Genomic DNA, 23,451 nt, shown 5'->3' with positions numbered 1-23,451 from the left:
TTTAGTAAATATAAAAAATTTTCATTTCCCGCAAACGCATCTTCGGATATTCGCGAAAAGTTTTTCCTATGCCCTGTCACCACCCGCTCCAGTTGCTAACTTCATTTAGCTCCACCATTACAGAATTGCATGTTCGTGCCATTTAATTTCATTTGAATTGGCCGATAATACGCCATGCACCCAAATAGATAAAAACATCCTGTTTTTATTACACTGCCATTTCTTCCCGATTGTGCCGCCATCGCATACCGTACGGCAACAGCACGCAGCGTCCATTCTGCTCTTGCCGCAGCGGCCACTTTTCCTGCGAACTGTGGCGTAAGCAACTGCTCCCGCCCAACGACAAGCCGTACAGCAGGTAAAATAGCGTCTTGATGCCGCCGCACGCGCCGCCTCACAGACTCTCCGCTAGATACGGAGCCCAGCAATTTTTAAGACTACACACCATGTTGCGACTCAACGAAGTAAAACTCCCCCTCGAACACGACGAAGCGGCCCTGCCCGCCGCCATCCTGGCGCGCCTGGGCATCGCCGCCGCCGACCTGCTCGGCTTTACCGTCTTCAAGCGCAGCTATGACGCGCGCAAGCGCAGCGCCGTGGTGTTGATTTACTCGCTGCATGTGGACGTCAAAAATGAAGCGGCCGTGCTGGCGCGCCTGGGCCACGATATCCACCTGATGTCCGCGCCCGATACCGACTACAAATTCGTCGCCGGCGGCGAACAGCTGGCCGGCCACACGAACGAAGCGCGTCCCATCGTCATCGGCACGGGCCCCTGCGGCCTGTTCGTGGCGCTGATCCTGGCGCAGATGGGCTTGCGCCCCCTCATCCTGGAACGCGGCAAGCAGGTGCGCGAACGCACGGTCGACACCTTCGGCTTCTGGCGCAAGCGCGAGCTCAATCCCGAGTCGAACGTGCAGTTCGGCGAAGGCGGCGCCGGCACCTTTTCGGACGGCAAGCTGTACAGCCAGATCAAGGATCCCAAGCACTACGGCCGCAAGGTCTTGACGGAATTCGTCAAGGCGGGCGCGCCCGAAGAAATCATGTATGTGAGCAAGCCGCACATCGGCACCTTCCGCCTGGTCAAGATGGTGGAAGAAATGCGCGCCAATATCGAGCAACTGGGCGGCGAATACCGCTTCAGCAGCAAAGTGGTCGATCTCGACATCGTGCCAGGTGCCGACGGCGGCCAGGTGCGTGGCGTGGTGCTGGACAATGGCGAAACCATCGCCAGCAACCACGTGGTGCTGGCCATCGGCCACAGCGCGCGCGACACCTTCGAAATGCTGCACCGCCGCGGCGTGTACATCGAAGCGAAACCGTTTTCGATTGGTTTCCGCGTGGAGCACCCGCAATCCTTGATCGACAGCTGCCGCTTCGGCCCCAGCGCCGGCCACCCGATCCTGGGTGCGGCCGACTACAAGCTGGTGCACCACGCCAGCAATGGCCGTTCCGTCTACAGCTTCTGCATGTGCCCGGGTGGCACGGTGGTGGCGGCCGCCTCGGAACCGGGCCGCCTGGTGACGAACGGCATGAGCCAGTACTCGCGCAATGAACGCAACGCCAACAGCGCCATCGTCGTCGGCATCACGCCGGCCGACTACCCGGGCGACCCTCTCGCCGGCATCGCCCTGCAGCGCGACCTGGAAGAGCGCGCGTTTGCCCTGGGCGGCGGCAACTACGATGCCCCGGGCCAACTGGTGGGCGATTTCGTCGCCGGCCGAGCCTCGACGGAATTTGGCAGCGTGGTGCCCTCGTACAAGCCGGCCGTGCACTTGACAGACCTGGCGCCGTCGCTGCCCGAATACGCCATCACGGCCCTGCGTGAAGCGTTTCCAGCGTTCAACAAGCAGATCAAGGGCTATTACAAGGCCGACGCCGTGCTGACGGGCGTGGAAACGCGCACCTCGTCGCCGATCCGCATCAAGCGCCGCGACGATGACCTGCAAAGCCTGAATACACGGGGCCTGTTCCCTGCCGGCGAAGGCGCCGGCTATGCGGGCGGCATCCTGTCGGCGGCCGTCGACGGCATCAAGGTGGCCGAAGCGGTGGCACTGTCGATGGCGGCGCGCGGAAAATAAGCAACGACGGCCGTGCCGCACGGCCAGCCACCAAAAAAAAACGCCCGGGTTTTCACCCGGGCGTTTCAGCTTTCAGCTTTCAGCTTGCAACAAGCTTAGAACGTATAGCTGCCGCGCAGATACACGGTACGGCCAATGGCGTCGGCGTAGCGTGGATCATAGCCAGCCTGGAAGGTGTTGGTTTGATAGCTCAGTGGCGGTTCGCGGTCGAACAGATTGCGCACGCCGAAGGTCAGATTCACGTTCTTGGTGGCAGCAACCGTTCCGAAAGCATCAAAGGTGGTGTAGGACGCCACATTGTGCTCTTCATCCTGGTCCAGGTAGCCAGACTTGTAATGACCCGACATGCCGGCACTGAAGATGCCGCTGTTCCAGTTCACGCTGGCCGTATGCTGCCAACGGAAGATCGGACCGGAGCCGGAGAAGACGCCGACGTTCTGCTTCCACTTGCCGCCTTCGGCACTTTGATACTCGTACTTGTTGACGTAAGTGCTGTTGGTGATCAGGGCGAAAGTACCAAAGTCGCTGGTGCGCAAACGGTAGTTGACGCTCAAGTCGAGGCCGCGGGTCTTCACGCCACCCAGGTTCTGGGTACGCAGGTCGACATAGCCGCAAGTGGCCGGATTCGGGCATTGTGAACCGTCGGTAGCCAGGTTGCCGTTCGCCGTGCGGTGGTACACGGCAGCGTAGGTCACCGGGTCGCCAAACACATCGTCTTCCTGCAGGGCACCGATCGAATGGTCGAGCTTGATATCCCAGTAATCGATGCCAATGCTCAGGTTGGCGACCGGTTCGAATACGACACCCATGGTAATGTTGCGCGACTCTTCAGGCGACAGCTTCTTATTACCGCCAAACAAGGCCTGGAATTGCTGGTCGCAATTGGTTGCCTTCGGCTTGCCGGGCAATGGCTTGCCGCCCGGGCAATTGACCGGATCATCACGCTGGCTGGTATTGGTGTACGTTTGCGAAGAATTGATCTCATACAGCGATGGCGCGCGGAAACCGGTCGAATACGAACCGCGGAACAGCACTTCTTTTGTCGGCTGGAAACGGAACGCCACTTTCGGGTTGGTCGTATTGCCGAAATCGCTGTAACGGTCATAGCGCACGGCGGCGGTCACGTCCAGTGTCTTGAGGATAGGCACGTTCAATTCGGCGTACACAGCTTGCGTGGTGCGCGAACCTTCATCATGCGTGTTCGGATCAATACCGGTACTGGCAACGACCTTGGCAGCATATTCCGAATTGGCGGTGCTGAGGAATTTCTCATGTCCCACTTGCGCACCCACGGCCAGAGCGGCAGCGCGGCCAGCGCCCAACCAGTCGCTCAGCTCCCGGCTTGCATTGAAGTCGGCGACCTTGGTCGTGCCCTTGGCGTTGCGGACGTTGCCGTTCAATGCAGCACTTTCGATCAAGGCCATGCCGGCCGCATCTTGCTCGCCGTATGGGTTGATGATGCCGTTCAAGACACCCTTCGTGATAATGCCGCCGTCGCTGTAGCCCGTCAGATTCACAGCGACCTTGTTTTCATTGAAGGTCAGCGCCGTGTTGTAATCCCAGCCAGCGAGGTTGCCGTTCAAGCCAGCAACGAAACGTTGTTGCTTGTTAATATTTTCATCAGCGCGCGAACCGTTCGGCAAATCGCGCCATTTGACGTTCACGAAGCCAGGTTTGACACCGGCAGGCATGAAGTTGGGATCGACGTAGTTGGCATCGAGCGGAATGTTCGGCGTGAAATTGCCATTGCCCGGATAGAACGGATTCGGCGAACCATCGAGGCGCGTGCGGTTCTGGCGCAGGCCACCGTAGGGTACAGGGGCGATGGCGCTGTAGACCTTGCTTTCGCTGTTCAGGTATTCCAGGCTCATCTCATGATTCGCATTCAGCTTCAGGACGCCTTTGAGCAAGCCGGTCGTGCGCTTGCTTTTCGGTACATAGTCCACGAAGTTCGAAGTCGACATATTGCAGCTGAGACCATCGCCACCCGGTACCAGGAAGGTGCCCGCAGCGCAACTAGGCGCGGTCGGATTGCCGGTCAGGTCATCCTGATAGTAGTTGGCGGGACTGGTGGTAGGCGAAATGCCACCTGGATAGCGCTTGTTGTAATTGCGCTGGGTACCGGTAATGGCACGCTGGCTCTGGTTATCCAGCATACCGAAAATATTGAAGCCGTCTTTATCCAGGTCGCCATAGCCAAAACCGATATTGGCATTTTTGGAGAAGCCACCCGATTGCTCCGGCATATCGCCACCGATGCTGACGATACCGCCCTGGAAGTCCTTGCGCGTGATGAAGTTAATCACGCCACCGACGGCATCGCTGCCGTACAGCGACGACGCGCCATCGCGCAACACTTCGACGCGTTCGAGTGCAGCGAATGGAATCATGTTCAAGTCGGGCGCCGATGCGTCGAGCGCATTGTTGGCCATGCGGCGGCCGTTCAGCAAGACGAGGGTCTTGTTGGCGCCGATACCGCGCAGGTCGGCGAACGAGGCGCCGCCGGTACCCAGGCCGACGACCTGGCTGGTACCTTGCGATGACTGCGAGGCGCTCAGGTTCGACATGACTTGCTCAATGGTGGTAATGCCCTGTTTCTTCAGATCATCCATTTTCAGGATGGTGATCGGCACCGAGGTTTCACCATCGATCCGTTTAATGGCTGAGCCGGTGACTTCGACACGCTGCATGGGTGCATCGTTCTGTTGAGCCATGGCTGGCTGGGCCAGTATGGCCAGGCCAGCGACGACGGCACTACCCGTAAACATCAAACGCAAAGAACGAGACAAGACCTTTTCCATCAACATTGCAAACTCTCCTTGATTAGTTTTTTATTACATTATTATCATGTCAACTCGGCGCCACCAAACTGCGGATGCGGCGCTCCATGCATGGCGGCTATCCGCTCATTAACATTCTTTTGCGTTATGAAAACCGCATTCCGGCCCCTGCCTGAAGGAGGGCCGAACTGGATGAATGATGATGCATAAGCGCCATGCCACTACAGGTCAAAGGCACAGTTGCCGTTGGCAAACTGAACCTTAATGAGCCATCAAAACACGCGGAATTGGAAGGTGTCAACGATGTACTGAGCGCAGGAATAAAAAACAACAATTTGTAATTCAGTAACACTATTTTGCACAATGATGGTGTACTGTATGCACCATGAATCAGCGCCGCTGCACTATGTCAGTGAGACTTTTTCACGCCTGCGGTGAGACCAGCGGCAGCCTGATCTGTATATGACAGCCGGGACTGCAGTCGATGGCGCACACCTGGCCGCCCAGTTGCTGCACGATGGTGTAGACGATGTGCATGCCCAGGCCGGAGCCGCCCTGGCCCCGCTTGGTGGTGAAAAACGGTTCAAACATATGTTCGCGCACGGCCGGCGCCAGTCCGATGCCGTCGTCGGAAAAATCCAGCAGCAGCCAGCGCGCAGCCGCATCATCGCCGTCCGCCTCGATGCGAGCGCGTATCGTGATGCGCCCTGGCCCGCCCTGCGGATAACCATGGCGGGCGCTGTTCATCAGCAGGTTCGAGAGGATTTGCGACAGTTTGCCGGCTGCCAGGCGCACCTGGCAATCGGGCGCGATATCGAGTTCCACGCCTAGCGCCGCCTTGCGCAGCTCCGGGCTGTGCGCCGATACCAGGCCGTGCACATAGTCGTGCAGGGCCAGGTCGGCCACGTATTCGCTGACCTGGTCCACGGCCAGCTGCTTGAAATTGCCGATCAGGTCGGCGGCGCGCGCCAGGTTGCGCTCGATCAAGGCGGCTGCGCCCTTCAGCGCTTCCGCAATGTCGATCAGTTCCGCGCGGCTGACCTTGGCGCCGCCCAGCAGCTGCACCAGCTGGTCGGCATAACTGCCCATGCTCGACGCCGCCGTCAGCGCCACGCCGATGGGCGTATTGACTTCATGCGAGACACCGGCCACCAGCGAACCGAGGGCCGCCATCTGTTCCTGCTCGATCAGGTTGGCTTGCGCCGCCAGCAGCGACTCGGTGCGCACGCGCACAATTTCTTCCAGCTGCTGGGTGCGCTCCTGGTGCTGCAGCTCGGCCGCGCTGCGGGCCGAGAAGATCGACAGCAGCAGCAGCGCCAGCAAGCGCTTGTTTTCATCGATGGGCCGCGTGTCGATGGCCGACAGGATGCCCAGGGTCTTGCCATCGGTATCGATCAGCGGCATGCCGACATAGCTTTCCGCCCGCATGTCGACGAGGAGGCTATCGAATGGAAAGCGACGCTGGATATCGCTGCCATGAAAACACATGCTCTGGCAGGTCACGTCCTGGCAGGGCGTGTGTTGCAGGCTGTATTCGATATTCGGCTGGTAGTCATTCCCGCCCCACAGGGCGAGGGTGCGGATGCCTTCGCTGCCATCGTCCATGTGCACCAGCCGCCCGGCGATCACGTAGTGCACGTCGAGCGCTTCGGCCAGGTCCTTGACGAGGATGCGCAGAAAGTCGTCGCCACGGGCGTGCGCCGTCGAGGCGGTAATCGAGCGCAGGGCAGCTTCCGCCAGGGTGCGCCGCTGCTCGGCATCAAACAGGGGTTCTTGCGAATTCACATCAAACAACGGAATACTCATGAATGCTCCTGCACAGCACCGGAAGCGCAGGCACAGCTGCCGGCGCGGCGACTCTCAGTCATGGCCCGCCCCAGCGGACCTGTCGCGATTGTACCCCTGGCTATTGCTTAATAATACAGATATACAGGAATTTTTTACAGCCAGCCGGAACGCTTGAACAGGTAATACATATAACCGCAGACACAGCTCATCAGTCCCACGGCCACGGGATAGCCGTATTGCCAGTCCAGCTCCGGCATGAACTTGAAGTTCATGCCCCACACGCCGGCAAACGCGGTAAACACGGCAAAGATAGCTGCCCAGGCCGCCAACTGCTTGTTCACTTCGCTCTCATCGATGGCCACCATCGACAGATTCACCTGGATGGCCGTGCTGATGGTGTCGCGGATGGTGTCGAGCGTGCCATTGATGCGCGCCAGATGGTCGTGCACGTCGCGGAAATACTCCTGGGTATCGTGGCACAGCGGCGGCACGCGCCCGCCGTGCAATTTGCCCACCGCTTCCATCAGGGGCGCCACCACGTGGCGCAAGACCATGACCTTGCGTTTCAATTGATACAGCCGTTCGATATTGTCGCGCTCGGTGCCACGATCGAAGATGCGGTCCTCGATCAGTTCCAGCTCCGATTCCAGCGCGTCGAGCACGGGAAAGTAACGGTCGACGACGGCGTCCATCAGCGCGTACAGCACGAAGGCCGAACCCTGGCGCAGCAGATGCGGTTCGCGCTCGGCGCGCGCGCGCACACCGAGAAAACCTTGCGAGCTGTTGCTGCGCGACGAGAGCACATAATTGGCGCCGACAAAAATGTCGACTTCGCCCATGACCAGTTCGTTCTCGACCATTTCCACGGTTTTCACGACGGCAAACAGGGAATCGCCATATTCCTCGATCTTCGGACGCTGGTGCCCCCGCTGCGCGTCTTCCACCGCCAGTTCATGCAGGCAAAACTCATGCTGCATCTGTTTCAGCTCAGCCGGCGTGGCGTCGAGCAAGGCGACCCAGACGAAGCAATCGGGCCGCTCCACGTAATCGCTGATGTCGTCAATCGGCAAGTCGGCCAGTTTTTTGCCATCCTGGTAGGCCACGCAGTTAATCAGCATACAGTTCCACAATGAAAGTTAAGACCGGACGAAACAGTCCGGCAGGCGCCAGCTTACCTTATCGCCTGCCATTGTTGTGGGTGTTGTCGCGTGCAAGGGACGCCAGGAGGGGAAGCGGACGGGGCGGGGCCCCGTCCGGACGGGTATCATTCGTCCTTGGCGCCGTCAATGCCCAGTTCGGATATCTTGCGAGTGATGGTGTTGCGGCCTATGCCCAGGCGCACGGCGGCATCGTTCTTGCGCCCGTGCGTATGCTTGAGCGCCGTCTTGATCAGGGCCGACTCGAATTGCCGTCCCAGCACGGCCATGACTTCCTGCTGCCCCGCGCCCAGCATGCCGGCCGCCTGCAATTCCAGCAAGCCAATCCAGCCCGGCGGCGCGCCGGTGGCAGGCGCGACCGCTTCGAACACCTGGCCGCCGTGCGGGTGCACAACGGCAGCCGGTGCGTCGTCGCCCGCCGCCGTGCTGGCGCCATCGCCCTGCCCCTGCGTCAGTTCCAGCGGCAAGTCCTTGATTTCCACCGTCTGGCCCGGCGCCATGACGGTGATCCAGTTGCACAGGTTTTCCAGCTGGCGCACATTGCCGGGCAAATCCAGGCTGCTGAGGAATTGCATCGTCGGTTCGCTCATGCGTTTGGCTTCCACGCCCAGCTGGCGCGCGCTTTGCACCAGGAAGTGGCGCACCAGGATGGGGATATCTTCGCGCCGCTCCCGCAAACTGGGCAGGCGCAAGCGGATCACGTTCAGCCGGTGATACAAGTCTTCGCGGAACAGGCCGTCGCGCACGCGCTGCTCCAGGTTCTGGTGCGTGGCCGTAATGACGCGCACGTTGGCCTTCATCGGCTGATGGCCGCCGACGCGATAGAAATGGCCGTCGGACAGCACGCGCAGCAAGCGCGTCTGCAGGTCGAACGGCATGTCGCCGATTTCATCGAGGAACAAAGTGCCGTTCTCGGCTTGCTCAAAGCGGCCCCGGCGCGTCGTCTGGGCACCTGTGAACGCCCCCCGTTCGTGGCCGAACAGTTCGGACTCCAGCAAATCCTTGGGGATCGCCGCCGTGTTGAGGGCAATGAAGGACTGCGCCGCGCGCGGACTGTGCTTGTGCAGCGCGCGCGCCACGAGTTCCTTGCCGGAACCGGATTCGCCCGTGATGAGCACGGTCACATTCGATTGCGACAGGCGGCCGATGGCGCGGAAGACTTCCTGCATGGCCGGCGCCTGGCCAAGGATTTCCGGCGTTTCCGACGGGCCCGACTCGACGCTGGTCTCGCGCAAGCTTTCTTCCAGCGCACGGCGGATCAGCTCGACGGCCTTGTCGATATCGAAGGGCTTGGCCAGGTATTCGAAGGCGCCCCCCTGGAAGGCCGCGACGGCCGAATCGAGGTCGGAAAAGGCGGTAATAATAATCACCGGCAAGCCAGGAAAGCGCGACTTGACCGTCTGCAACAATTCCAGGCCGGAGGCGCCCGGCATGCGGATATCGGACACCAGCACTTGCGGCGTGTCAAATTCCAGTGCGGCGATGGCGTCGCGCGCATTGGCAAAACTCTTGGTGGCGAGATTTTCCCGCGCCAGGGCTTTTTCCAGCACCCAGCGGATTGATTCGTCGTCGTCAACTATCCAGATTGGCTTCATTAGTGTGTGCGTCCCGCAATGGATTTCATGGGTGGGATACCGCCTCGCTTATGGCAAGGGTAGAACGATCCTGAAATCGGTGTATCCAGGCCGGCTTTCGCACTCGATCACGCCCAGATGCTGTTGCACGAAGGTTTGCGCCAAGGTCAGTCCCAGCCCGCTGCCGCCCTCCCTGCCCGACACCAGCGGGTAGAAAATCCGGTCGCGGATCTGGGGTGCGATGCCCGGTCCATTGTCGATGATATGCAAGTCTAATGCCAGGCCGTAACGGATCTTGGCCAGGGTCACCTGGCGCGCCACGCGCGTCTTGAAAGTCAGCTCCGCATCGCCCGCCTCGATGCGTTCGGCCAGGGCTTGCGCCGCGTTGTGCGCAATGTTGAGCACGGTCTGTATCAGCTGCTCCTTGTCGCCGCGAAATTCGGGGATCGAGGCGTCGTAATCGCGCGAAATGGTCAGGCCGCTGGGAAACTCGGCCAGGATCAGGCTGCGCACCCTTTCGCACACCTCGTGGATATTCACGTCGCCCACGATATGCGGGCGGCGGTGCGGCGCCAACAGGCGGTCGACCAGGGTCTGCAGACGGTCCGCTTCCTTGATGATGACTTGCGTGTATTCGCGCAGCTCGCTCAGGTGCAAGGCCGGCAACTCCAGCTCCAGCAGCTGCGCCGCGCCACGGATGCCGCCCAGCGGATTCTTGATTTCATGCGCCAGGTTGCGGATCAGCTCCTTGTTGACCTGGCTCTGGTCGAGGATGCGCTCCTCGCGGTCGAGTTTTAACTGCTGCACGTTTTCGCGCAGCTCGATCAGCACGCCGTCGCGCGGCGCATCGAGCGCGCTGATGATGCTGTGCACGCGCAGCGGTTCGCGCCCAAGGCGCTCCAGGCTCAGGTCCTGGCGCAAGTCGGAAAATTTATGTTCGAGCGCCTGCGCGCAAATGCCCGCCAGCTCGTCGGGATTGAGGAACAGCGCCGTCAGCTTTTGCCGCGACAGAGCCTTCAATGAGCTTTCCAGCAGGTTTTCCGCCGCCGCGTTGGCATAGCTGATGCGGCCGTCGCCATCGAGCAGGATCACGGCCGAGGCCAGCAAATCAAGGCCGGCCAGGTGAGCCGGACGGCTGGAATGGTTGTCTAGTGTCATGTGCTTTACCGAATATTCGCGATCTCGCGTTTCAGGGCCTCGACGTTCTGCTGGGTCCGGTTGATATTCTCTTTCAACTGCGCCACTCTTTCCTGGTATTTCGCGTAGTTGCGCTCATTACCCTGGCGCTCAGGCTGGCCGCCGTTCAATTCCAGGCGCTGTGCCGCCAGTTTCTGCTCTTCGCTGCGCAATTCGTCCTGCAATATCTGACGCCGGTCCAGGTCGCGCGCGCGCTGCTCTGCGCCATCGACCCTGGGAAACGCGCCGGCGGCAGGCGCTGCCGTGGCAGCCGCCTGCACCGTGGACCGGGCCGGCGCGCCGGCCAGCGGCGCCGTCTTGCGCGGCGGCTCCGTCATGGCGCCGGGCAAATCGAGCAGCTGGCAATGCGCGCCGGCGCGCTTGTCCGTGTAGGTCTTGTGTCCTTGCGCATCGGCGCAGACATACAGCTGTCCGTGCGCCTGTGCCGCCGCGCCCAGCAATCCTGCCATCAGCGCCATTCTGTAATGCTTGGTCAATCTTCACTCCTGTCGGCTCGTGCCGCATCGTTCCTGGGCCGACTATACAACACCGCACGATCACCGCCTTGGCGTACTGCATAAAAAAACGCGGGCAAGACCATCGCCTCACCCGCGTTTTTTATTCACTACCGGCAAGTTGCCGGCATGGCGCCATTACAGCGAGTAGTACATGTCGAACTCGGCAGGATGCGTGGTCATGCGCATGCGCTGTACGTCCTGCATTTTCAGTTCCAGGTAAGCGTCGATCATGGAATCGCTGAACACGCCGCCACGGGTCAGGAACTCGCGGTCCTTGTCCAGTGCATCGAGTGCTTCTTCCAGCGAAGCGCACACGGTCGGGATCAGTGCGTCTTCTTCTGGCGGCAGATGGTACAGATCTTTCGAGGCGGCTTCGCCCGGATGGATCTTGTTGGCAACGCCGTCCAGGCCAGCCATCAGCAGTGCGGCGAAGCACAGGTACGGGTTCGCCAGTGGATCCGGGAAGCGCGCTTCGACGCGGCGGCCTTTTGGATTGGCCACGTGCGGGATACGGATCGAGGCGGAACGGTTTTTCGCCGAATACGCCAGTTTCACTGGCGCTTCGTAGCCTGGGACCAGACGCTTGTACGAGTTGGTGCCCGGGTTGGTGATCGCGTTCAGTGCCTTGGCATGCTTGATGATGCCGCCGATGTAGTACAGGGCGAAATCGGACAGGCCGGCATAGCCGTCGCCGGCGAACAGGTTTTTGCCATCTTTCCATACGGATTGATGCACGTGCATGCCCGAACCGTTGTCGCCAACGATAGGTTTCGGCATGAAGGTGGCGGTCTTGCCATAGCTGTGCGCCACGTTCCACACCACGTATTTCAGGTTTTGCGTCCAGTCGGCGCGCTCGACCAGGGTCGAGAACTTGGTGCCGATTTCATTCTGACCGGCGCCGGCCACTTCGTGATGATGTACCTCAACCGGGATGCCCAAGGACTCCAGGATCAGGCACATTTCCGAACGCATGTCCTGGAAGCTGTCCACTGGTGGCACGGGGAAGTAGCCGCCCTTGACGGTAGGACGGTGGCCGCTGTTGCCGCCTTCGATGTCCTTGCCGGTCGACCACGAACCTTCGTCCGAACCGATCTTGACGAAGCAGCCCGACATGTCGATCTTCCAGCGCACGCTGTCGAAGATGAAGAATTCTGGCTCAGGACCGAAGTAGGCGGTGTCGCCCATGCCCGACGATTTCAGGTAGGCTTCGGCGCGTTTCGCGATCGAGCGCGGGTCGCGGTCGTAGCCCTTGCCGTCCGACGGTTCGATCACGTCGCACTGCATGAACAGGGTCGTCTCTTCCATGAACGGGTCGATATTGGCCGTGTTTGGATCCGGCAGCAAGATCATGTCGGACGCTTCAATGCCTTTCCAGCCAGCGATCGAAGAACCATCAAAGGCGTGGCCCGACTCGAATTTGTCCATGTCGAAGTGCGACACGGGAACCGTCACGTGCTGCTCTTTACCACGGGTATCAGCAAAGCGGAAATCAACGAATTTGACTTCGTTTTCTTCTACCATCTTCAAGACTTCTGCGGCTGTCATTGCCATGCGTATCTCCTAAATGAATGTGGGGTGAGCCGACCTTAATGCGTCTGGGCTGATGAAGCGAAGCAAACATTGCGTGCCACCAAAACTCATAGGGATCATAGCAGATTCCATGCCAGCTTCTGGACGGACGTGGCCGCCGAGGTCAAAACCCGGCCATCCCAGTGAAAGTTTTCCTGCCCGCGATTTTCACGTGCGTTTGCGCCACATCAAGAATGCACTATGCAAGTGCAAAAAACGAATAACGCACTATTATCGTGCATTTTGCGCTGATTCTTGAAAAATGCCTCGTTGTGGTGCATACGCCGTGCACCAAGTATTCCCGTTTGCGGAGCGCGGACAGCGCACTATAATCGACCAACCCTTTTCACTTTCATCGAGGACGCCATGACTACCGCCGCCGACATCCTGACCACCGCCCGCAGCCGGGCCAATGAAGGTGCGCCGTATGCCGGTGCCGTCACGCCGCACGAAGCGTACCACTTGCTGCAGCTCGATGCAGCCGCCAAACTCATCGATGTGCGCACGAATGCCGAGCGTGACTGGGTTGGCCGGGTCGACCTCGCCGATACCCAGCATGGTGCGGTACAGTGGGCCACCTACCCGGGCGGCGTGCCGAATCCCGACTTCCTCGCGCAGCTGGCCGCCCAGGCCGGCAAGGATGAGGTGCTGCTGTTCCTGTGCCGCTCCGGCGTGCGTTCGCGCCATGCCGCCAAGCTGGCCACCGAGCACGGCTATATCAACTGCTTCGACATCCTCGAAGGCTTCGAAGGCGACAAGGACGCCGACGGCCACCGCAAGCAGATCGGCGGCTGGTGCAAGGCGGGGCTGCCGTGGCTGGGCGCCTGACGCTGGCCGCCTGACTATCTGAACAGGGTTTGATCTGGCGAGCCACGCGGTGGCCCGCCATCGGCTACAACCATCCATGCGCGCCCGTTTTCTTGCATTGCGGCGCAAATTCCACTTGCGAATATGTACCTTTTATGATACAACGTAGAGGTGCTCATGGATGCTTCCGCCTTGCGGCAGATTGCGCTGTTGTTCTATGCAAACGGCAATGGCGGCGAACCCGTGCGCGACTGGCTCAAGTCGCTGCCCATCGAGGAGCGCCATGTGATCGGGCAAGACTTGATGCATGCGCAATGGCGCTGGCCCGTGGGCATGCCCCTGTGCCGCCACCTGGGACAAGGTTTATCGGAGGTGCGCAGCAGCTTGCCCGGCAACCGCATCGCGCGCGTACTGATCTGCCATCATGGCGATTGCCTGGTAGCGCTGCACGGCTTTATCAAGAAAACCCGCGCCATGTCGGACGACGACCTGGCGCTGGCCCGCAAACGCTACAAGGAACTGATATGAACGCCACCGCCCCCCATCTCGGCAGCAGTCTCGACGACTTCCTCAAGGAAGAAGGCATCTTCGAGCAAACGCAAAACCGCGCCATCAAGGAAGTCATTGCCTGGCAACTGACGCAGGCGATGCAGGAGCAAGCGATGTCGAAAACGCGCATGGCGGCCCTGCTGCAGACAAGCCGCTCGCAGCTCGACCGCCTGCTCGACCCCAGCAGCGACGTGACGCTTTCCACCCTGGAGCGGGCCGCCGCGCTGGTCGGGCGCAAGCTGTCGATCACCCTCGTTTAAGCGCAGAGGCCGGCTTACCCGCCTCTGCGGGAGGATGCTCGCCCATCAAGGTCAATATGCGCTTGCGCACGAAGTTGATGTGGCTGCGCAAGCCATACAGGCCATCGGCAAACGACAGCGGAATCGATATCTGGTTAACCATTTCCTCGATCTGATCCAGCCGTTGCAATTGCGCTGCATACACTTGCGCGCGCTGCTCTTGCGGCACGTCTTCCAGCGCCTGTTCTACCGTGCGCAGCTGGCCATACCAGCGGTACACGCGCGAGCGGATGCGCCATACGTACAAGGGCGGCACCACGCGCGACAGGGGCAGGATCAAGGCGCCCAGCGCCACCACCAGCACCCACATGCGGTCGAAGAAATTGGCCAGCCAGAAACTCATATAACGCTGCAGCACGGGCGCGCCATCCTTGTAGAATTTCAGCGCTTCGGGCGCGACGGGAATTTCCGTGTAGCGCGCGGACGGGAACTGCCCCTGCTGCTGGAACCAGCCCGTGCCACCATGGATGCCGGCCGCCGCCTGCACGAACAGGTCGACCAGGGCCGGATGCAAGTCTTCGCGCGCGACTAGCGTGGCGGTCGGCGCGATCAGGTGATAATCCTGCGCGGGAATGTTCTGCCCCAGGTCAACGATGCCACGCGGCAAGACGACGTGCGTGAGGAAAGGCAGGCGCCGCGTGTACGCTTCCGCTTGCGAAAAATCAAACAGCTTGATACCCGGCGTCTGCAGCAGCATCTGGATCAGCGGCGCTTCCGGCGCCGAGCTGAACACGAGGCCGTCGATGCGTCCTTCCAGCAGCTCCACCGTGGCGGGCGTGTTTTGCAGGTCGCTCACCGTCAATTCCTTGGCTTCGACGCCATTCACGGACAGCAACTGCCGGAACAAGCCGGGTACGCCCGTGCCTTCCGGCCCCAGGTTGATCTTCATGCCCTTCAATTGCGTCAGTTCCGTCACCGCCTTGTCTTCGCGCATGAACAACCAGACAGGTTCCGTAAACAGGCTGCCCAGGGAAATCAAGCCGTGGCGTTCGGCATCATCGTGTTCCGTCGAGCCACTTTGCACGAAGGCGATATCGGTCGTGCCGCTATTGAGGCGCTGCAGGTTATCCTGCGAGCCCAGCGATGGCTGCAAGCTCACCTTGATACCGTGCCTGGCCAGGGTGGCCGCATATTTCTTGCCGAATTCTTCATACGCGCTGTTGTCCTGCCCCGTCGACAGGCTCACCTGGCGCGGCGGCGCAGGGTCGACCAGCCAGTAAGCGAGCGCACAAAACGCGCCCACAAGCAGCAGGGTGGGACCGGCGGTGGCGAGGAAATCGCGCACGGAGAAGCGGCTGAACGCGAGGATTTTGGACATGTGGTGGCGCATAGGTTTCATAGGTGGCTACGATGCCAAGAAAAGCCCAACTATGCAAGGCATCTCACATGCGCGGCATAGTCATTTCGGCTACAGTGGCAGATCGATCACCTGCCCCCTGGAGCCCCGCATGCTGAAAATTCTTGGAAAATCCGCCTCGATCAATGTCCGCAAAGTCTTGTGGACCTGCGAGGAACTCGACCTGCCGTATGAACGCGAAGACTGGGGCAGCGGCTTTCGCAGCACCGACGAGCCGGCCTTCCTGGCCTTGAACCCGAACGCCATGGTACCCGTGCTGCTCGATGGCGACCTGGTCCTGTGGGAATCAAACACGATTTGCCGCTACCTGTGCGCGCAATCGGGCCGCGACGACTTGCTGCCGAGTCATCCCCGCGCCCGCGCGGAGGTGGAAAAATGGATGGACTGGCAAATGGGTGATTTGAACAACAGCTGGCGCTACGCCTTCATGTCGCTGGTGCGCCACAGCCCCGCCCACCAGGATGCGGCGCAACTGACGGCCGGTATTGCCGGATGGAACAAGATGATGGGCGTGCTGGAACAGCAGTTGCAGCGCACAGGCGCCTTCGTCTGCGGCGAAGTGTTTACCTTGGCCGATATCGTGCTGGGCCTGTCCGCCAAGCGCTGGCTGATGACGCCCATGCAACGCCCCGCGTATCCGGCCATCGCCGCGTATCACGCGCGCCTGGAAGATAAAACCGCCGTGTTTGCCGGCTAAATCTGCTGCGTGCTGTCCATGCATCCTTCTCTTCCTCAAAAAAAACCGGCCCGTGAAGACCGGCTTTCAGCTGCTACAACACCTTAATTCGTGCACTGCCTGGCCACGCCCTCGGCCGGCGCGGGCGCCTCGATCAACGGCATCAGGCTAGGCGCCAGCGACACCAGCAGTTGCACCGGCAAGGCGCTGGTGAAATCGTAGTTCTTCGATTCCGGTCCGCGCACATACGCCGTCATGCTGCCATGGAAGCGCTCGCCAATATTGAAGACAAAAGTGGCCGAACGGTTCACATAGCGCGACTCGATCAGGCGGCCACCGGCGCCATACACGTCGAAGCGCTGGTCGCCCGTACCCGTCTTGCCGCCCATCGGGATCGGCACGCCGTCGGCGCCGACAAACGCCGTCTTCGCCCGCTTGGCCGTGCCGTCCGACACCACTTCGCGGATGGCCTTGGCGACGGCCTTGGCCACGTCCGGCGACAAGACTTGTTCCGCTTCCACCTTGCTGCCCCGCTTGACCATGGTGTCGTACGGCGTGTTGGCGGCGAAATGCATGGAATCGATGCGCACGCTCGGCTTGCGCACGCCGTCGTTGATGATGATGCCCATCAACTCGGCCAGCGCGGCGGGACGGTCGGCCGACGCGCCCAGTGTCGTCGCATACGACGGCACGAGGGAATCGAAGGGATAGCCCATCTTCTTCCACTGGCGGTGGATTTCCAGGAAGCCTTCCACTTCCAGCAAATTGGCGATGCGGCGGTCCTGCGCATGCTTGCGGTGCGTATTGAACAGCCATTTATAGACTTCCTGGCGTTCCTTTTCGCTGGCCGCCACCATCTGCGACAGGGTGGAACCTTCGTGCTGGCGCAAATACGCCACCATCCACAGTTCCAGCGGATGCACATTGGCCAGATAACCGCGGTCGGCCAGCGACCAGTTTTCCATCGCGTACTGCTGGTACATCCTGGCGACGCGCTCGGGCGGCACTTCGTTTTGCGACGGCAGGTTGGCGTTGAGGAAGTCGCCGAATTCCGCCACCGTGCCCTTCGGATTGACGGTGCGGAAGATATTTGCCAGGCGAACGGGGGTCGGGCGTATGCTGGCCAGCAAAATCTTTTCCTGCTCATCGACGCTCTTGCCACGGTACTTCTGGTAGAAGCGGTGCAGGAATTCGCGCCCTTCCTTGTCGGCAAAGCGGCTCAGGTACTGCGCGCGGCGCGGATCGTCCGCATCCGCCAGCAGGGAGGCCGAGGAATCGGGACGCGAGAACATATAGTAGCGGGCCACGTCGCGCATCAGGCGCACAAATACCAGGTTGGTCGACTGGCGCAGCGCCTGCTGCACCGTCATGATGCGGCTGTCGTCGAGCTTGGAGAAGTTGCCGAAATGGTGCAAGCCGCCGCCCGTGAAGAAGCCTTCGCCCGGGTTGCCCGAATATTTGCGTTCCATGGCGGCGGCCAGCATGGCGGGCAAATTGCGCGCCTCGCCGAGCGGCAATGGTTTCAGATAGGCAATCGCCCACTGCGACAGCATGTCCTTCGGATCGACGGCGATCTTGCCCAGCTCGGCGGCGCCCATGCCGCTGTAACGCTGGTGCAACTGGTCGATGATGTCCATATACGTCACCAGGGTGCGCAGCTTGGCCGTGGAACCGAGGTCCAGCTTGGCGCCTTCGTTGATGTCGAGCGGCTGGTCGTAGTTATCCGTCTGCACGCGCAGCAAGTTGGCCTGGTCTCCCTTTTGCAGCAGGGTAAAGCTGTAGACCACGTTGGCCGGGTCGCCATTGCCCAGCATGCCCTTGCCCGTCAGGCCGGCCGCTTTCGCCACTTCCGGGTCGCGCAATTCGCGCAAGACCTTGGTGACGGCGTTTTGCGCCTGCGCATCGAGCGTGCTGACCACTTTCAGGTCGAGACGGTCGAGGTTGTACAAGCGCGGATCGCCGAGCATGCTGGCCAGGTGGTTGCGCACGGCATTCGAGGCCTTGCGCGTGACGAATGAGGTCGATGCTTCCGATTGCACGCCCGAGGCTGTCGACGGGCGCAGCTTCTCGGCGATGGCCGCATTGCGCAGCTGCGGCGAGATCACGCCCGCTTGCGCCAGCAGGCGCAGATGGCTATTGGTCAATTCTTCCAGGTCGGCGCCACCGGCCACCAGGTAGTGCGAAGGACGGCGCTGCGCGATCAGCAAGCTCAGTGCCTGCTTGTAGGCCAGCGCACTGCCCGGCTGGTCCATATTACCTTTGAGTAAAGTTTTCACTTCGGCAAACGGCCGGCCATACCAGACCCACATGCCATCGCCAATGCCGTTGACTTCGCCAAAGCCGCTCTTGGCCGACAGCGGTACGGTATTGAGGTAATTGACGACGATCTTGCGCCGCGCTTCCATGGTGTTTTCGCCATCCTGATACGCGCGCAGGCTGGCCGAGATCATTTGCAGCAGCTTGTCCTGCATGGAACTGGTGCGCCCGTCTTCCGAATGGCGGTATTTTTCAATTTGCGTGGCCAGGGTGCTGCCGCCGCCACTGCGGTGGCCGCCAAACAGGTTCAGCGCCTTGTCGAAGACAGCCTTGCTCAGGCGGTCCCATTCCACGGCCGGATTGCGCTCGGGCGTGCCCGGGTCGAGCAATTCGCGGTTTTCGATGAACAGCAGGCTTTGCACGAGCGCGGACGGCGCTTCGGCAAAGCCGTCGAACATGCGTTCGGGATAGCTGGCGGCGAACAGGGGCGCGGCGCGGCAATCGAGGATGCTCAGCCCCGCGCGGTTTTTCTCGTGATAGATGGCAAAGATGCCCCGGTCGACCAGTTGCACCATTTTCGGCGACATGCGCGCCTGCGCCGTCACGGCATAGTCGCGCGCATTCAGCTTGGTAATGAAGTCCGGCAGGCTGGCATAGCCGAGGCGCTCGTCGTAGGGCCCGTGCTGCGGATAGCGGATGGCGCCCGCCGGTGCCGGGCCAGGCTCGACCTTGAAGGCAAGTTGGCGGTCCAGGCGCATGAAAAACTCCGCCTGCAGGGCCGAGGTGCGCACTTCGCGCATGACGAACCAGGCCACGCCGGCGAGCAGCGCCAGCAGAATAATGGCAAAGATCGGCCAGATGCGCGAACGGCGCTTCTTCGGCGGGCTCGCCGGCGGCGGCGCCTCGGCGCCCGTGTCGGCGAGTGGATCAGAGGGGGGCCGCTCTTGCGCGGCCAGATTGACGCCTGTGTCTTTCATGGGATGCTGGGGTAAGGTTGGGTTTGGACGGCGCGGGAAATGCGGCAGCGATACCGCTCCGCGCGGGATAAGACCAGGGCCGGCCAGGGCCGGTCACGACAAAGCTTGCTTAACATGATGTCCATACCGGTGAATCAAAAAAACACGCTACTGCACAGGCAGGCAACCCCGCGTTTGACGCGCCAGGCTCCTGTTCACCATTCCACCACATCGGCATGAGAACGACTGACGAGCGCACACAAAAATCTTGCTTCATTGAAGATTTTCGCAAAAAAACAACGCCTTGGAACGGTCGCTTGCATACATCGATGCAAGGCGGACTGGACGCCAGCGGAAAAGCCGCCGGCGCCGTGCTGGCAGCAGCTCAGATGGTAGTGTATTCCGCGTGCAGGGCGTCGAGCGCGGCGCGCATGTCCGCAAAGGCGGCCGCAGCTTGCGCCGGTTCGCCCTTGACGCCCAGTTCGATATGCCGGCGCGTCTGCGCATCGCCTACGCTGGGCAGGCTGAATACCTTGATCAGCGGAAACTCTGCTTCCAGACGCACCATCAGCGGCGTCAGCAGGGATTCGGCCGTTTCATACACGAGCAAGGCGTGTTCCGCGTGCGGCACCTGGTTGAACAAATGGCGGTAATGCGTGTCGAGCACCCATTCGATCATGGGCCAGGACATGACGGGAAAGCCGGGCACGAAATAATGTTCGCGCACGGCAAAGCCGGCAATCTTGTTGTACGGATTCGGAATCAGCGCGGCGCCTTCCACAAATTCCGCCATTTTCAGGCGGTGCAGGTTTTCCGGCGAGTTCAAATCGGCCGGCACACCCGCCTCGGCACCCATTTCCGTGATGCGTTGCTCGATATTGAGCTTGCCCTGCGGGTGCAGCACCAGCGGCAAGCCCAGCGCATCGGCTGCCGCCTGGCGCGTATGGTCGTCCGGCGTGGCGCCGATGCCGCCAAAGCTGAAGACGATGTCGCCGCTGGCAAAGCTGCGCTTGAGCAAGGCGACCAGGCGGGCCGGTTCGTCGCCCACGTATTCCGCCCAGCTCAGCTGCAAGCCGCGCTGCTTGAGCATTTGCACCACTTTCGGGAAATGCTGGTCCGTGCGCTTGCCCGACAGGATTTCGTCGCCGATGATGATCAATCCGATAGCCATGAAGCTCCCTCGTAGAATTCGGTAAAAATACTCAAGCGTCCGCCGGCGCCACGTCGGTCATGCCGCGTACGCCCCGCAAACGCGACAGTGCTTCCAGGCAATAATACTGGAACCACAGGCCCGTAAAGATAAAGATCAGCACATACAACCAGATGGCGAACGCTGCCAGGAAGGGGAAGAACACCACCGACATCACGCCGCCCATCCACAGCATGCCCGGCACGGCGCCGGCGGCGCCGGAGACCATGCCGATAGCCAGCAGGGGCCAGCGCTGCGTGCGCATGATGGCGTGGCGCTCTTCCGCGCTGGCGTAATCGGCCATGGCGTCATACGCCATCACGCGGTACGTCAGCCAGCCCCACAGCACGGCCTGCCCCGCCAGCGCGGCCGGCGGAAACGCGTACAGGGGCAGCATGATGACCCAGGCGACGATAAAGAGTAAAAAAGTGGTCAGCGAGGTGCCCACGCTGCCCATCAGGCTGCCGCCATGCTTCTTTTCCAATTGCGGAAAGTGCCGCCCGCCAATATGGCGGCCGATGGCCGGCATGGCAAACAGGCCCATGAAGATCAGCGCCGTCAAGATCATCAGCGGCAGCAGCATGAACATGGCGATCAGGGGCACGATCACGGCTTTCAGCACGCCCAGGCCAAAGGTGGACAGCACCTGCCCGCTGGTGCGGAAGAAATCGTACTGCGTAAACAGCGCATGCAGGCTGTCGATCAGCGGCTGCAAGCCTACATACAGCAATCCGCCCCACAGTATCAGCGAGAGGATGAAGGGCGCCACGCTCAGCAACAGTATCTTGCCGTGCAATTGCGACAGGAAAGCACGGCCATACGAATTCAACACATTACGCATCAACGGCGTCCTTTTCGTTTGATTCTTGCAAATTCCACCATGCGGCGCAGGCCCAGCCATTGCTGCTGCCAGAAGCCGTGGCCATAGTGGCGTCCCGGCCGGCCCACGCCATGGTTGTCGATGCGGGCCAACTGGTCGCGCACGCCCGTGCGCGCATAGCCCGCCGAGAAATTCGCGGTGCCCAGCAGCATATCCCAAATCGGCAAGACCACGCCGAAGTTGCAACCGCCCATGCTGCCCTTGCCCTGCGACTCGTGTCCCACGCCGATCGCATGGTGCGTGCGGTGGAAACGGGGCGAGATCAACAGCCGCTCGCCGATGCGGCCGAAGTGTATCCTCACATTCGCATGCTGCAAGCTTTGCAGAATGCGTGAAATCGACACCAGCAGCACATACTGGCCCGGCGGCACGCCGATACCGAGCGCCACCAGGGCCATCACCACGTCGCGCAAGAAGTCATCGAGCAAGTGGTTGCGGTCATCGCTCCACAAATTCATGTTTTGCTGGCTGTGATGCAGGCTGTGCAAGCCCCACCACCAGCCGAAGTGGTGCGAGGCCCGATGGTAGCAATAGTCGACAAAATCCAAAATGACAAAGTAAATGATAAAACTCAAGAGCGGGCTGATGCCGGGCAACAGCGACTCCAGGTTCAAGGGATGAATATTGTCGAAACGCAAAGCGCCCGCCAAGGCATCCATCAGCGGATCGAGCGTGAAGAAGACCACGACAGAAAACAGGCCGATGCGGTGCAGCACCGTGTAAATGAAGTCGTTCCAGCGGGCGCGCGGATCCGTCATCTTTTGCGCGGGAATCAAGGCTTCGAGCGGGCGCAGCACAAGAAACAGCAGCACCAGTTCGCACAGGCCGATCAGCAGCCACTCCGTGCCCTCGAATGCCTCTTCCGTGAATTCGCCAAAGCCCAGGTGATACACGAGGGGATTGACCACCGTCTGGAACAACCAGCCTTGCGCCACGCCAAAGGCGTCGACCACGGTGTCGATGACGGGCGTGACAAGGCCGAGGATGTCGGCGGAGATCATGGCTGGCCCTTCTTTTGCGCGTAAGCAGGATGCTCGCGCAGGGTGGCAAAGCAGAAACCCTTGTCTTGCAGACCGGTAATCAGAGCGTCCAGATTGGCAGGCGCCCACGGCTCCTTGCGCGACCAGATGCCCATGTGCGCAATGAAAATGTCGCCGCTGCGCAAGTTTGCCAGGGCTTTTTTCAGCAGCATGGCGTTCGGATACTTGTCGCTGGGCAGTTCATCACCCGAATACCCCGCCGGTGCCCAGCCCGCATGCTGGTAGCCGCAGGCGCTGCCGGCGGCCAGGGTGCGCGGCGACGTGTAGCCGCCCGGCGCGCGCCAGAACGGATCGAGCTGGTGCCCGGTCAGCTGCTGGAAACGCGTATCGACGCGGCGCAATTCCTCGCAGAACTGCTTATCGGAAAACGACGCCAGCTTGCCGCCGTCCTTGCCGAACTGGGGTTTGACCTGGATCAAACCGTTGACCAGATCCTTCTTCCAGTACACATGGTCAAACGTATGCGTGCCAAATGCATGGCCTTCGGCGACCCTGGCTTTCCAGTACGGCGCCCACGAGGCATCGAGCGAATAGTCGCCGCGCGTGGTCTTTTCATTGGCCAGGAAGAAGGTTGCCTTCACATGGTGTTGATTCAGCACGTCGGCGATCAGTTGCGCTTGCGACTGGCTACCCGTGTCGAACGTCATGTAGATGGTGCCCTTGCAGGCGGCCGGGGCTGAAGATGCGGCTGGGGTCGGTGCTGCTGGTGCCGGTGCGGCGGCATGCGCGGGCGACAGCATGGCGCTGGCGCACAGCAGCATGGCGGACACGTGGCCCGCAGGAATCAAACGCTTCATCA

General features: G+C 61.0%; 18 protein-coding genes. 5 read left to right on the top strand and 13 right to left on the bottom strand.

Annotated elements, in window-relative coordinates; translation table 11 throughout:
* Positions 1-446 precede the first annotated feature (446 nt).
* Positions 447-2,081: an NAD(P)/FAD-dependent oxidoreductase gene (locus tag ACQ4WS_RS09830; RefSeq protein ID WP_436475775.1), complete on the top strand. Its 1,635-nt coding sequence runs from the start codon at positions 447-449 to the stop codon at positions 2,079-2,081.
* A 95-nt stretch (positions 2,082-2,176) separates the two neighbouring features.
* Here the strand turns inward: ACQ4WS_RS09830 and ACQ4WS_RS09825 are convergent, their stop codons facing one another.
* The 7 genes from ACQ4WS_RS09825 to glnA form a co-directional block, all read right to left on the bottom strand.
* Positions 2,177-4,870: a TonB-dependent receptor gene (locus ACQ4WS_RS09825; protein WP_436475773.1), complete on the bottom strand. Its 2,694-nt coding sequence runs from the start codon at positions 4,868-4,870 to the stop codon at positions 2,177-2,179.
* Positions 4,871-5,284: 414 nt separating this feature from the next.
* Entirely contained in the window at positions 5,285-6,667 is a 1,383-nt protein-coding gene (locus tag ACQ4WS_RS09820) for an ATP-binding protein (RefSeq protein ID WP_436475771.1), read from the bottom strand.
* Between the two features lie 134 nt (positions 6,668-6,801).
* Positions 6,802-7,767, bottom strand: a complete 966-nt coding sequence (gene corA, locus ACQ4WS_RS09815) for a magnesium/cobalt transporter CorA (RefSeq protein WP_101484056.1) — start codon at positions 7,765-7,767, stop codon at positions 6,802-6,804.
* A 146-nt stretch (positions 7,768-7,913) separates the two neighbouring features.
* Entirely contained in the window at positions 7,914-9,401 is a 1,488-nt protein-coding gene (gene ntrC / locus ACQ4WS_RS09810) for a nitrogen regulation protein NR(I) (protein ID WP_436475769.1), read from the bottom strand.
* A 48-nt stretch (positions 9,402-9,449) separates the two neighbouring features.
* Positions 9,450-10,538, bottom strand: a complete 1,089-nt coding sequence (glnL, locus tag ACQ4WS_RS09805) for a nitrogen regulation protein NR(II) (protein WP_436475767.1) — start codon at positions 10,536-10,538, stop codon at positions 9,450-9,452.
* Between the two features lie 5 nt (positions 10,539-10,543).
* Positions 10,544-11,053, bottom strand: coding sequence for a DUF4124 domain-containing protein (locus ACQ4WS_RS09800; RefSeq protein ID WP_436475765.1), 510 nt, complete (start codon positions 11,051-11,053; stop codon positions 10,544-10,546).
* Positions 11,054-11,209: 156 nt separating this feature from the next.
* Positions 11,210-12,625 carry a type I glutamate--ammonia ligase gene (gene glnA / locus ACQ4WS_RS09795; protein ID WP_029496182.1) on the bottom strand — a complete coding sequence of 472 codons (1,416 nt, stop codon included), beginning with the start codon at positions 12,623-12,625 and terminating at the stop codon, positions 11,210-11,212.
* 384 nt (positions 12,626-13,009) lie between these two features.
* Here glnA and ACQ4WS_RS09790 point away from each other — a divergent pair, with 384 nt between their 5' ends.
* The 3 genes from ACQ4WS_RS09790 (at position 13,010) to ACQ4WS_RS09780 (ending at position 14,259) form a co-directional block, all read left to right on the top strand.
* Positions 13,010-13,471: a rhodanese-like domain-containing protein gene (locus tag ACQ4WS_RS09790; protein ID WP_436475762.1), complete on the top strand. Its 462-nt coding sequence runs from the start codon at positions 13,010-13,012 to the stop codon at positions 13,469-13,471.
* Between the two features lie 156 nt (positions 13,472-13,627).
* Entirely contained in the window at positions 13,628-13,978 is a 351-nt protein-coding gene (locus ACQ4WS_RS09785) for a type II toxin-antitoxin system RelE/ParE family toxin (RefSeq protein ID WP_436475760.1), read from the top strand.
* Positions 13,975-14,259 (top strand): XRE family transcriptional regulator, encoded by a 285-nt coding sequence (locus tag ACQ4WS_RS09780; RefSeq protein ID WP_099760471.1) that lies wholly within the window; start codon positions 13,975-13,977, stop codon positions 14,257-14,259. Before ACQ4WS_RS09785 ends, ACQ4WS_RS09780 begins: the two co-directional genes overlap by 4 nt.
* On the opposite strand, the gene ACQ4WS_RS09775 is transcribed toward ACQ4WS_RS09780, so the two are convergent.
* A complete protein-coding gene (locus ACQ4WS_RS09775) occupies positions 14,246-15,616 on the bottom strand; it encodes a TAXI family TRAP transporter solute-binding subunit (RefSeq protein ID WP_436475757.1) in 1,371 nt (456 codons plus the stop codon). The two genes, ACQ4WS_RS09780 and ACQ4WS_RS09775, sit on opposite strands and share 14 nt — an antisense overlap.
* Positions 15,617-15,746: 130 nt before the next feature.
* On the opposite strand from ACQ4WS_RS09775, the gene ACQ4WS_RS09770 reads away from it, so the two are divergent.
* On the top strand, positions 15,747-16,352 hold the full coding sequence (locus tag ACQ4WS_RS09770; protein WP_436475755.1) for a glutathione S-transferase family protein: 606 nt from the start codon (positions 15,747-15,749) through the stop codon (positions 16,350-16,352).
* Between the two features lie 83 nt (positions 16,353-16,435).
* On the opposite strand, the gene ACQ4WS_RS09765 is transcribed toward ACQ4WS_RS09770, so the two are convergent.
* The 5 genes from ACQ4WS_RS09765 to ACQ4WS_RS09745 all read right to left on the bottom strand — a co-directional run bounded on the left by ACQ4WS_RS09765 (position 16,436) and on the right by ACQ4WS_RS09745 (position 23,449).
* Entirely contained in the window at positions 16,436-19,564 is a 3,129-nt protein-coding gene (locus ACQ4WS_RS09765) for a transglycosylase domain-containing protein (protein ID WP_436475753.1), read from the bottom strand.
* 364 nt (positions 19,565-19,928) lie between these two features.
* Entirely contained in the window at positions 19,929-20,714 is a 786-nt protein-coding gene (locus ACQ4WS_RS09760) for a competence/damage-inducible protein A (RefSeq protein WP_436475751.1), read from the bottom strand.
* A gap of 31 nt (positions 20,715-20,745) precedes the next feature.
* The gene (locus ACQ4WS_RS09755; protein ID WP_436475749.1) at positions 20,746-21,573 is read right to left on the bottom strand and encodes an EI24 domain-containing protein; all 828 of its coding nucleotides are present in this window, start codon (positions 21,571-21,573) and stop codon (positions 20,746-20,748) included.
* On the bottom strand, positions 21,573-22,613 hold the full coding sequence (locus tag ACQ4WS_RS09750; RefSeq protein ID WP_436475747.1) for a sterol desaturase family protein: 1,041 nt from the start codon (positions 22,611-22,613) through the stop codon (positions 21,573-21,575). Before ACQ4WS_RS09750 ends, ACQ4WS_RS09755 begins: the two co-directional genes overlap by 1 nt.
* Positions 22,610-23,449 carry a polysaccharide deacetylase family protein gene (locus ACQ4WS_RS09745; RefSeq protein ID WP_436475850.1) on the bottom strand — a complete coding sequence of 280 codons (840 nt, stop codon included), beginning with the start codon at positions 23,447-23,449 and terminating at the stop codon, positions 22,610-22,612. The genes ACQ4WS_RS09750 and ACQ4WS_RS09745 overlap by 4 nt, the downstream gene beginning before the upstream one ends.
* Positions 23,450-23,451 lie beyond the last annotated feature (2 nt).

The sequence above is a fragment of the Janthinobacterium leeuwenhoeki genome (assembly GCF_051380795.1).
Lineage (GTDB): Bacteria > Pseudomonadota > Gammaproteobacteria > Burkholderiales > Burkholderiaceae_D > Janthinobacterium.
This window is presented reverse-complemented; position numbering and strand designations above follow the sequence as displayed.

Coding starts and splice junctions, on each gene's coding strand:
- ACQ4WS_RS09775 (WP_436475757.1), bottom strand. CDS start 15,616: ATGTCCAAAATCCTCGCGTTCAGCCGCTTCTCCGTGCGCGATTTCCTC.
- ACQ4WS_RS09820 (WP_436475771.1), bottom strand. CDS start 6,667: ATGAGTATTCCGTTGTTTGATGTGAATTCGCAAGAACCCCTGTTTGAT.
- ACQ4WS_RS09770 (WP_436475755.1), top strand. CDS start 15,747: ATGCTGAAAATTCTTGGAAAATCCGCCTCGATCAATGTCCGCAAAGTC.
- ACQ4WS_RS09765 (WP_436475753.1), bottom strand. CDS start 19,564: ATGAAAGACACAGGCGTCAATCTGGCCGCGCAAGAGCGGCCCCCCTCT.
- ACQ4WS_RS09745 (WP_436475850.1), bottom strand. CDS start 23,449: ATGAAGCGTTTGATTCCTGCGGGCCACGTGTCCGCCATGCTGCTGTGC.
- glnA (WP_029496182.1), bottom strand. CDS start 12,625: ATGGCAATGACAGCCGCAGAAGTCTTGAAGATGGTAGAAGAAAACGAA.
- ACQ4WS_RS09785 (WP_436475760.1), top strand. CDS start 13,628: ATGGATGCTTCCGCCTTGCGGCAGATTGCGCTGTTGTTCTATGCAAAC.
- corA (WP_101484056.1), bottom strand. CDS start 7,767: ATGCTGATTAACTGCGTGGCCTACCAGGATGGCAAAAAACTGGCCGAC.
- ACQ4WS_RS09780 (WP_099760471.1), top strand. CDS start 13,975: ATGAACGCCACCGCCCCCCATCTCGGCAGCAGTCTCGACGACTTCCTC.
- ACQ4WS_RS09750 (WP_436475747.1), bottom strand. CDS start 22,613: ATGATCTCCGCCGACATCCTCGGCCTTGTCACGCCCGTCATCGACACC.
- glnL (WP_436475767.1), bottom strand. CDS start 10,538: ATGACACTAGACAACCATTCCAGCCGTCCGGCTCACCTGGCCGGCCTT.
- ACQ4WS_RS09790 (WP_436475762.1), top strand. CDS start 13,010: ATGACTACCGCCGCCGACATCCTGACCACCGCCCGCAGCCGGGCCAAT.
- ACQ4WS_RS09760 (WP_436475751.1), bottom strand. CDS start 20,714: ATGGCTATCGGATTGATCATCATCGGCGACGAAATCCTGTCGGGCAAG.
- ntrC (WP_436475769.1), bottom strand. CDS start 9,401: ATGAAGCCAATCTGGATAGTTGACGACGACGAATCAATCCGCTGGGTG.
- ACQ4WS_RS09755 (WP_436475749.1), bottom strand. CDS start 21,573: ATGCGTAATGTGTTGAATTCGTATGGCCGTGCTTTCCTGTCGCAATTG.
- ACQ4WS_RS09830 (WP_436475775.1), top strand. CDS start 447: ATGTTGCGACTCAACGAAGTAAAACTCCCCCTCGAACACGACGAAGCG.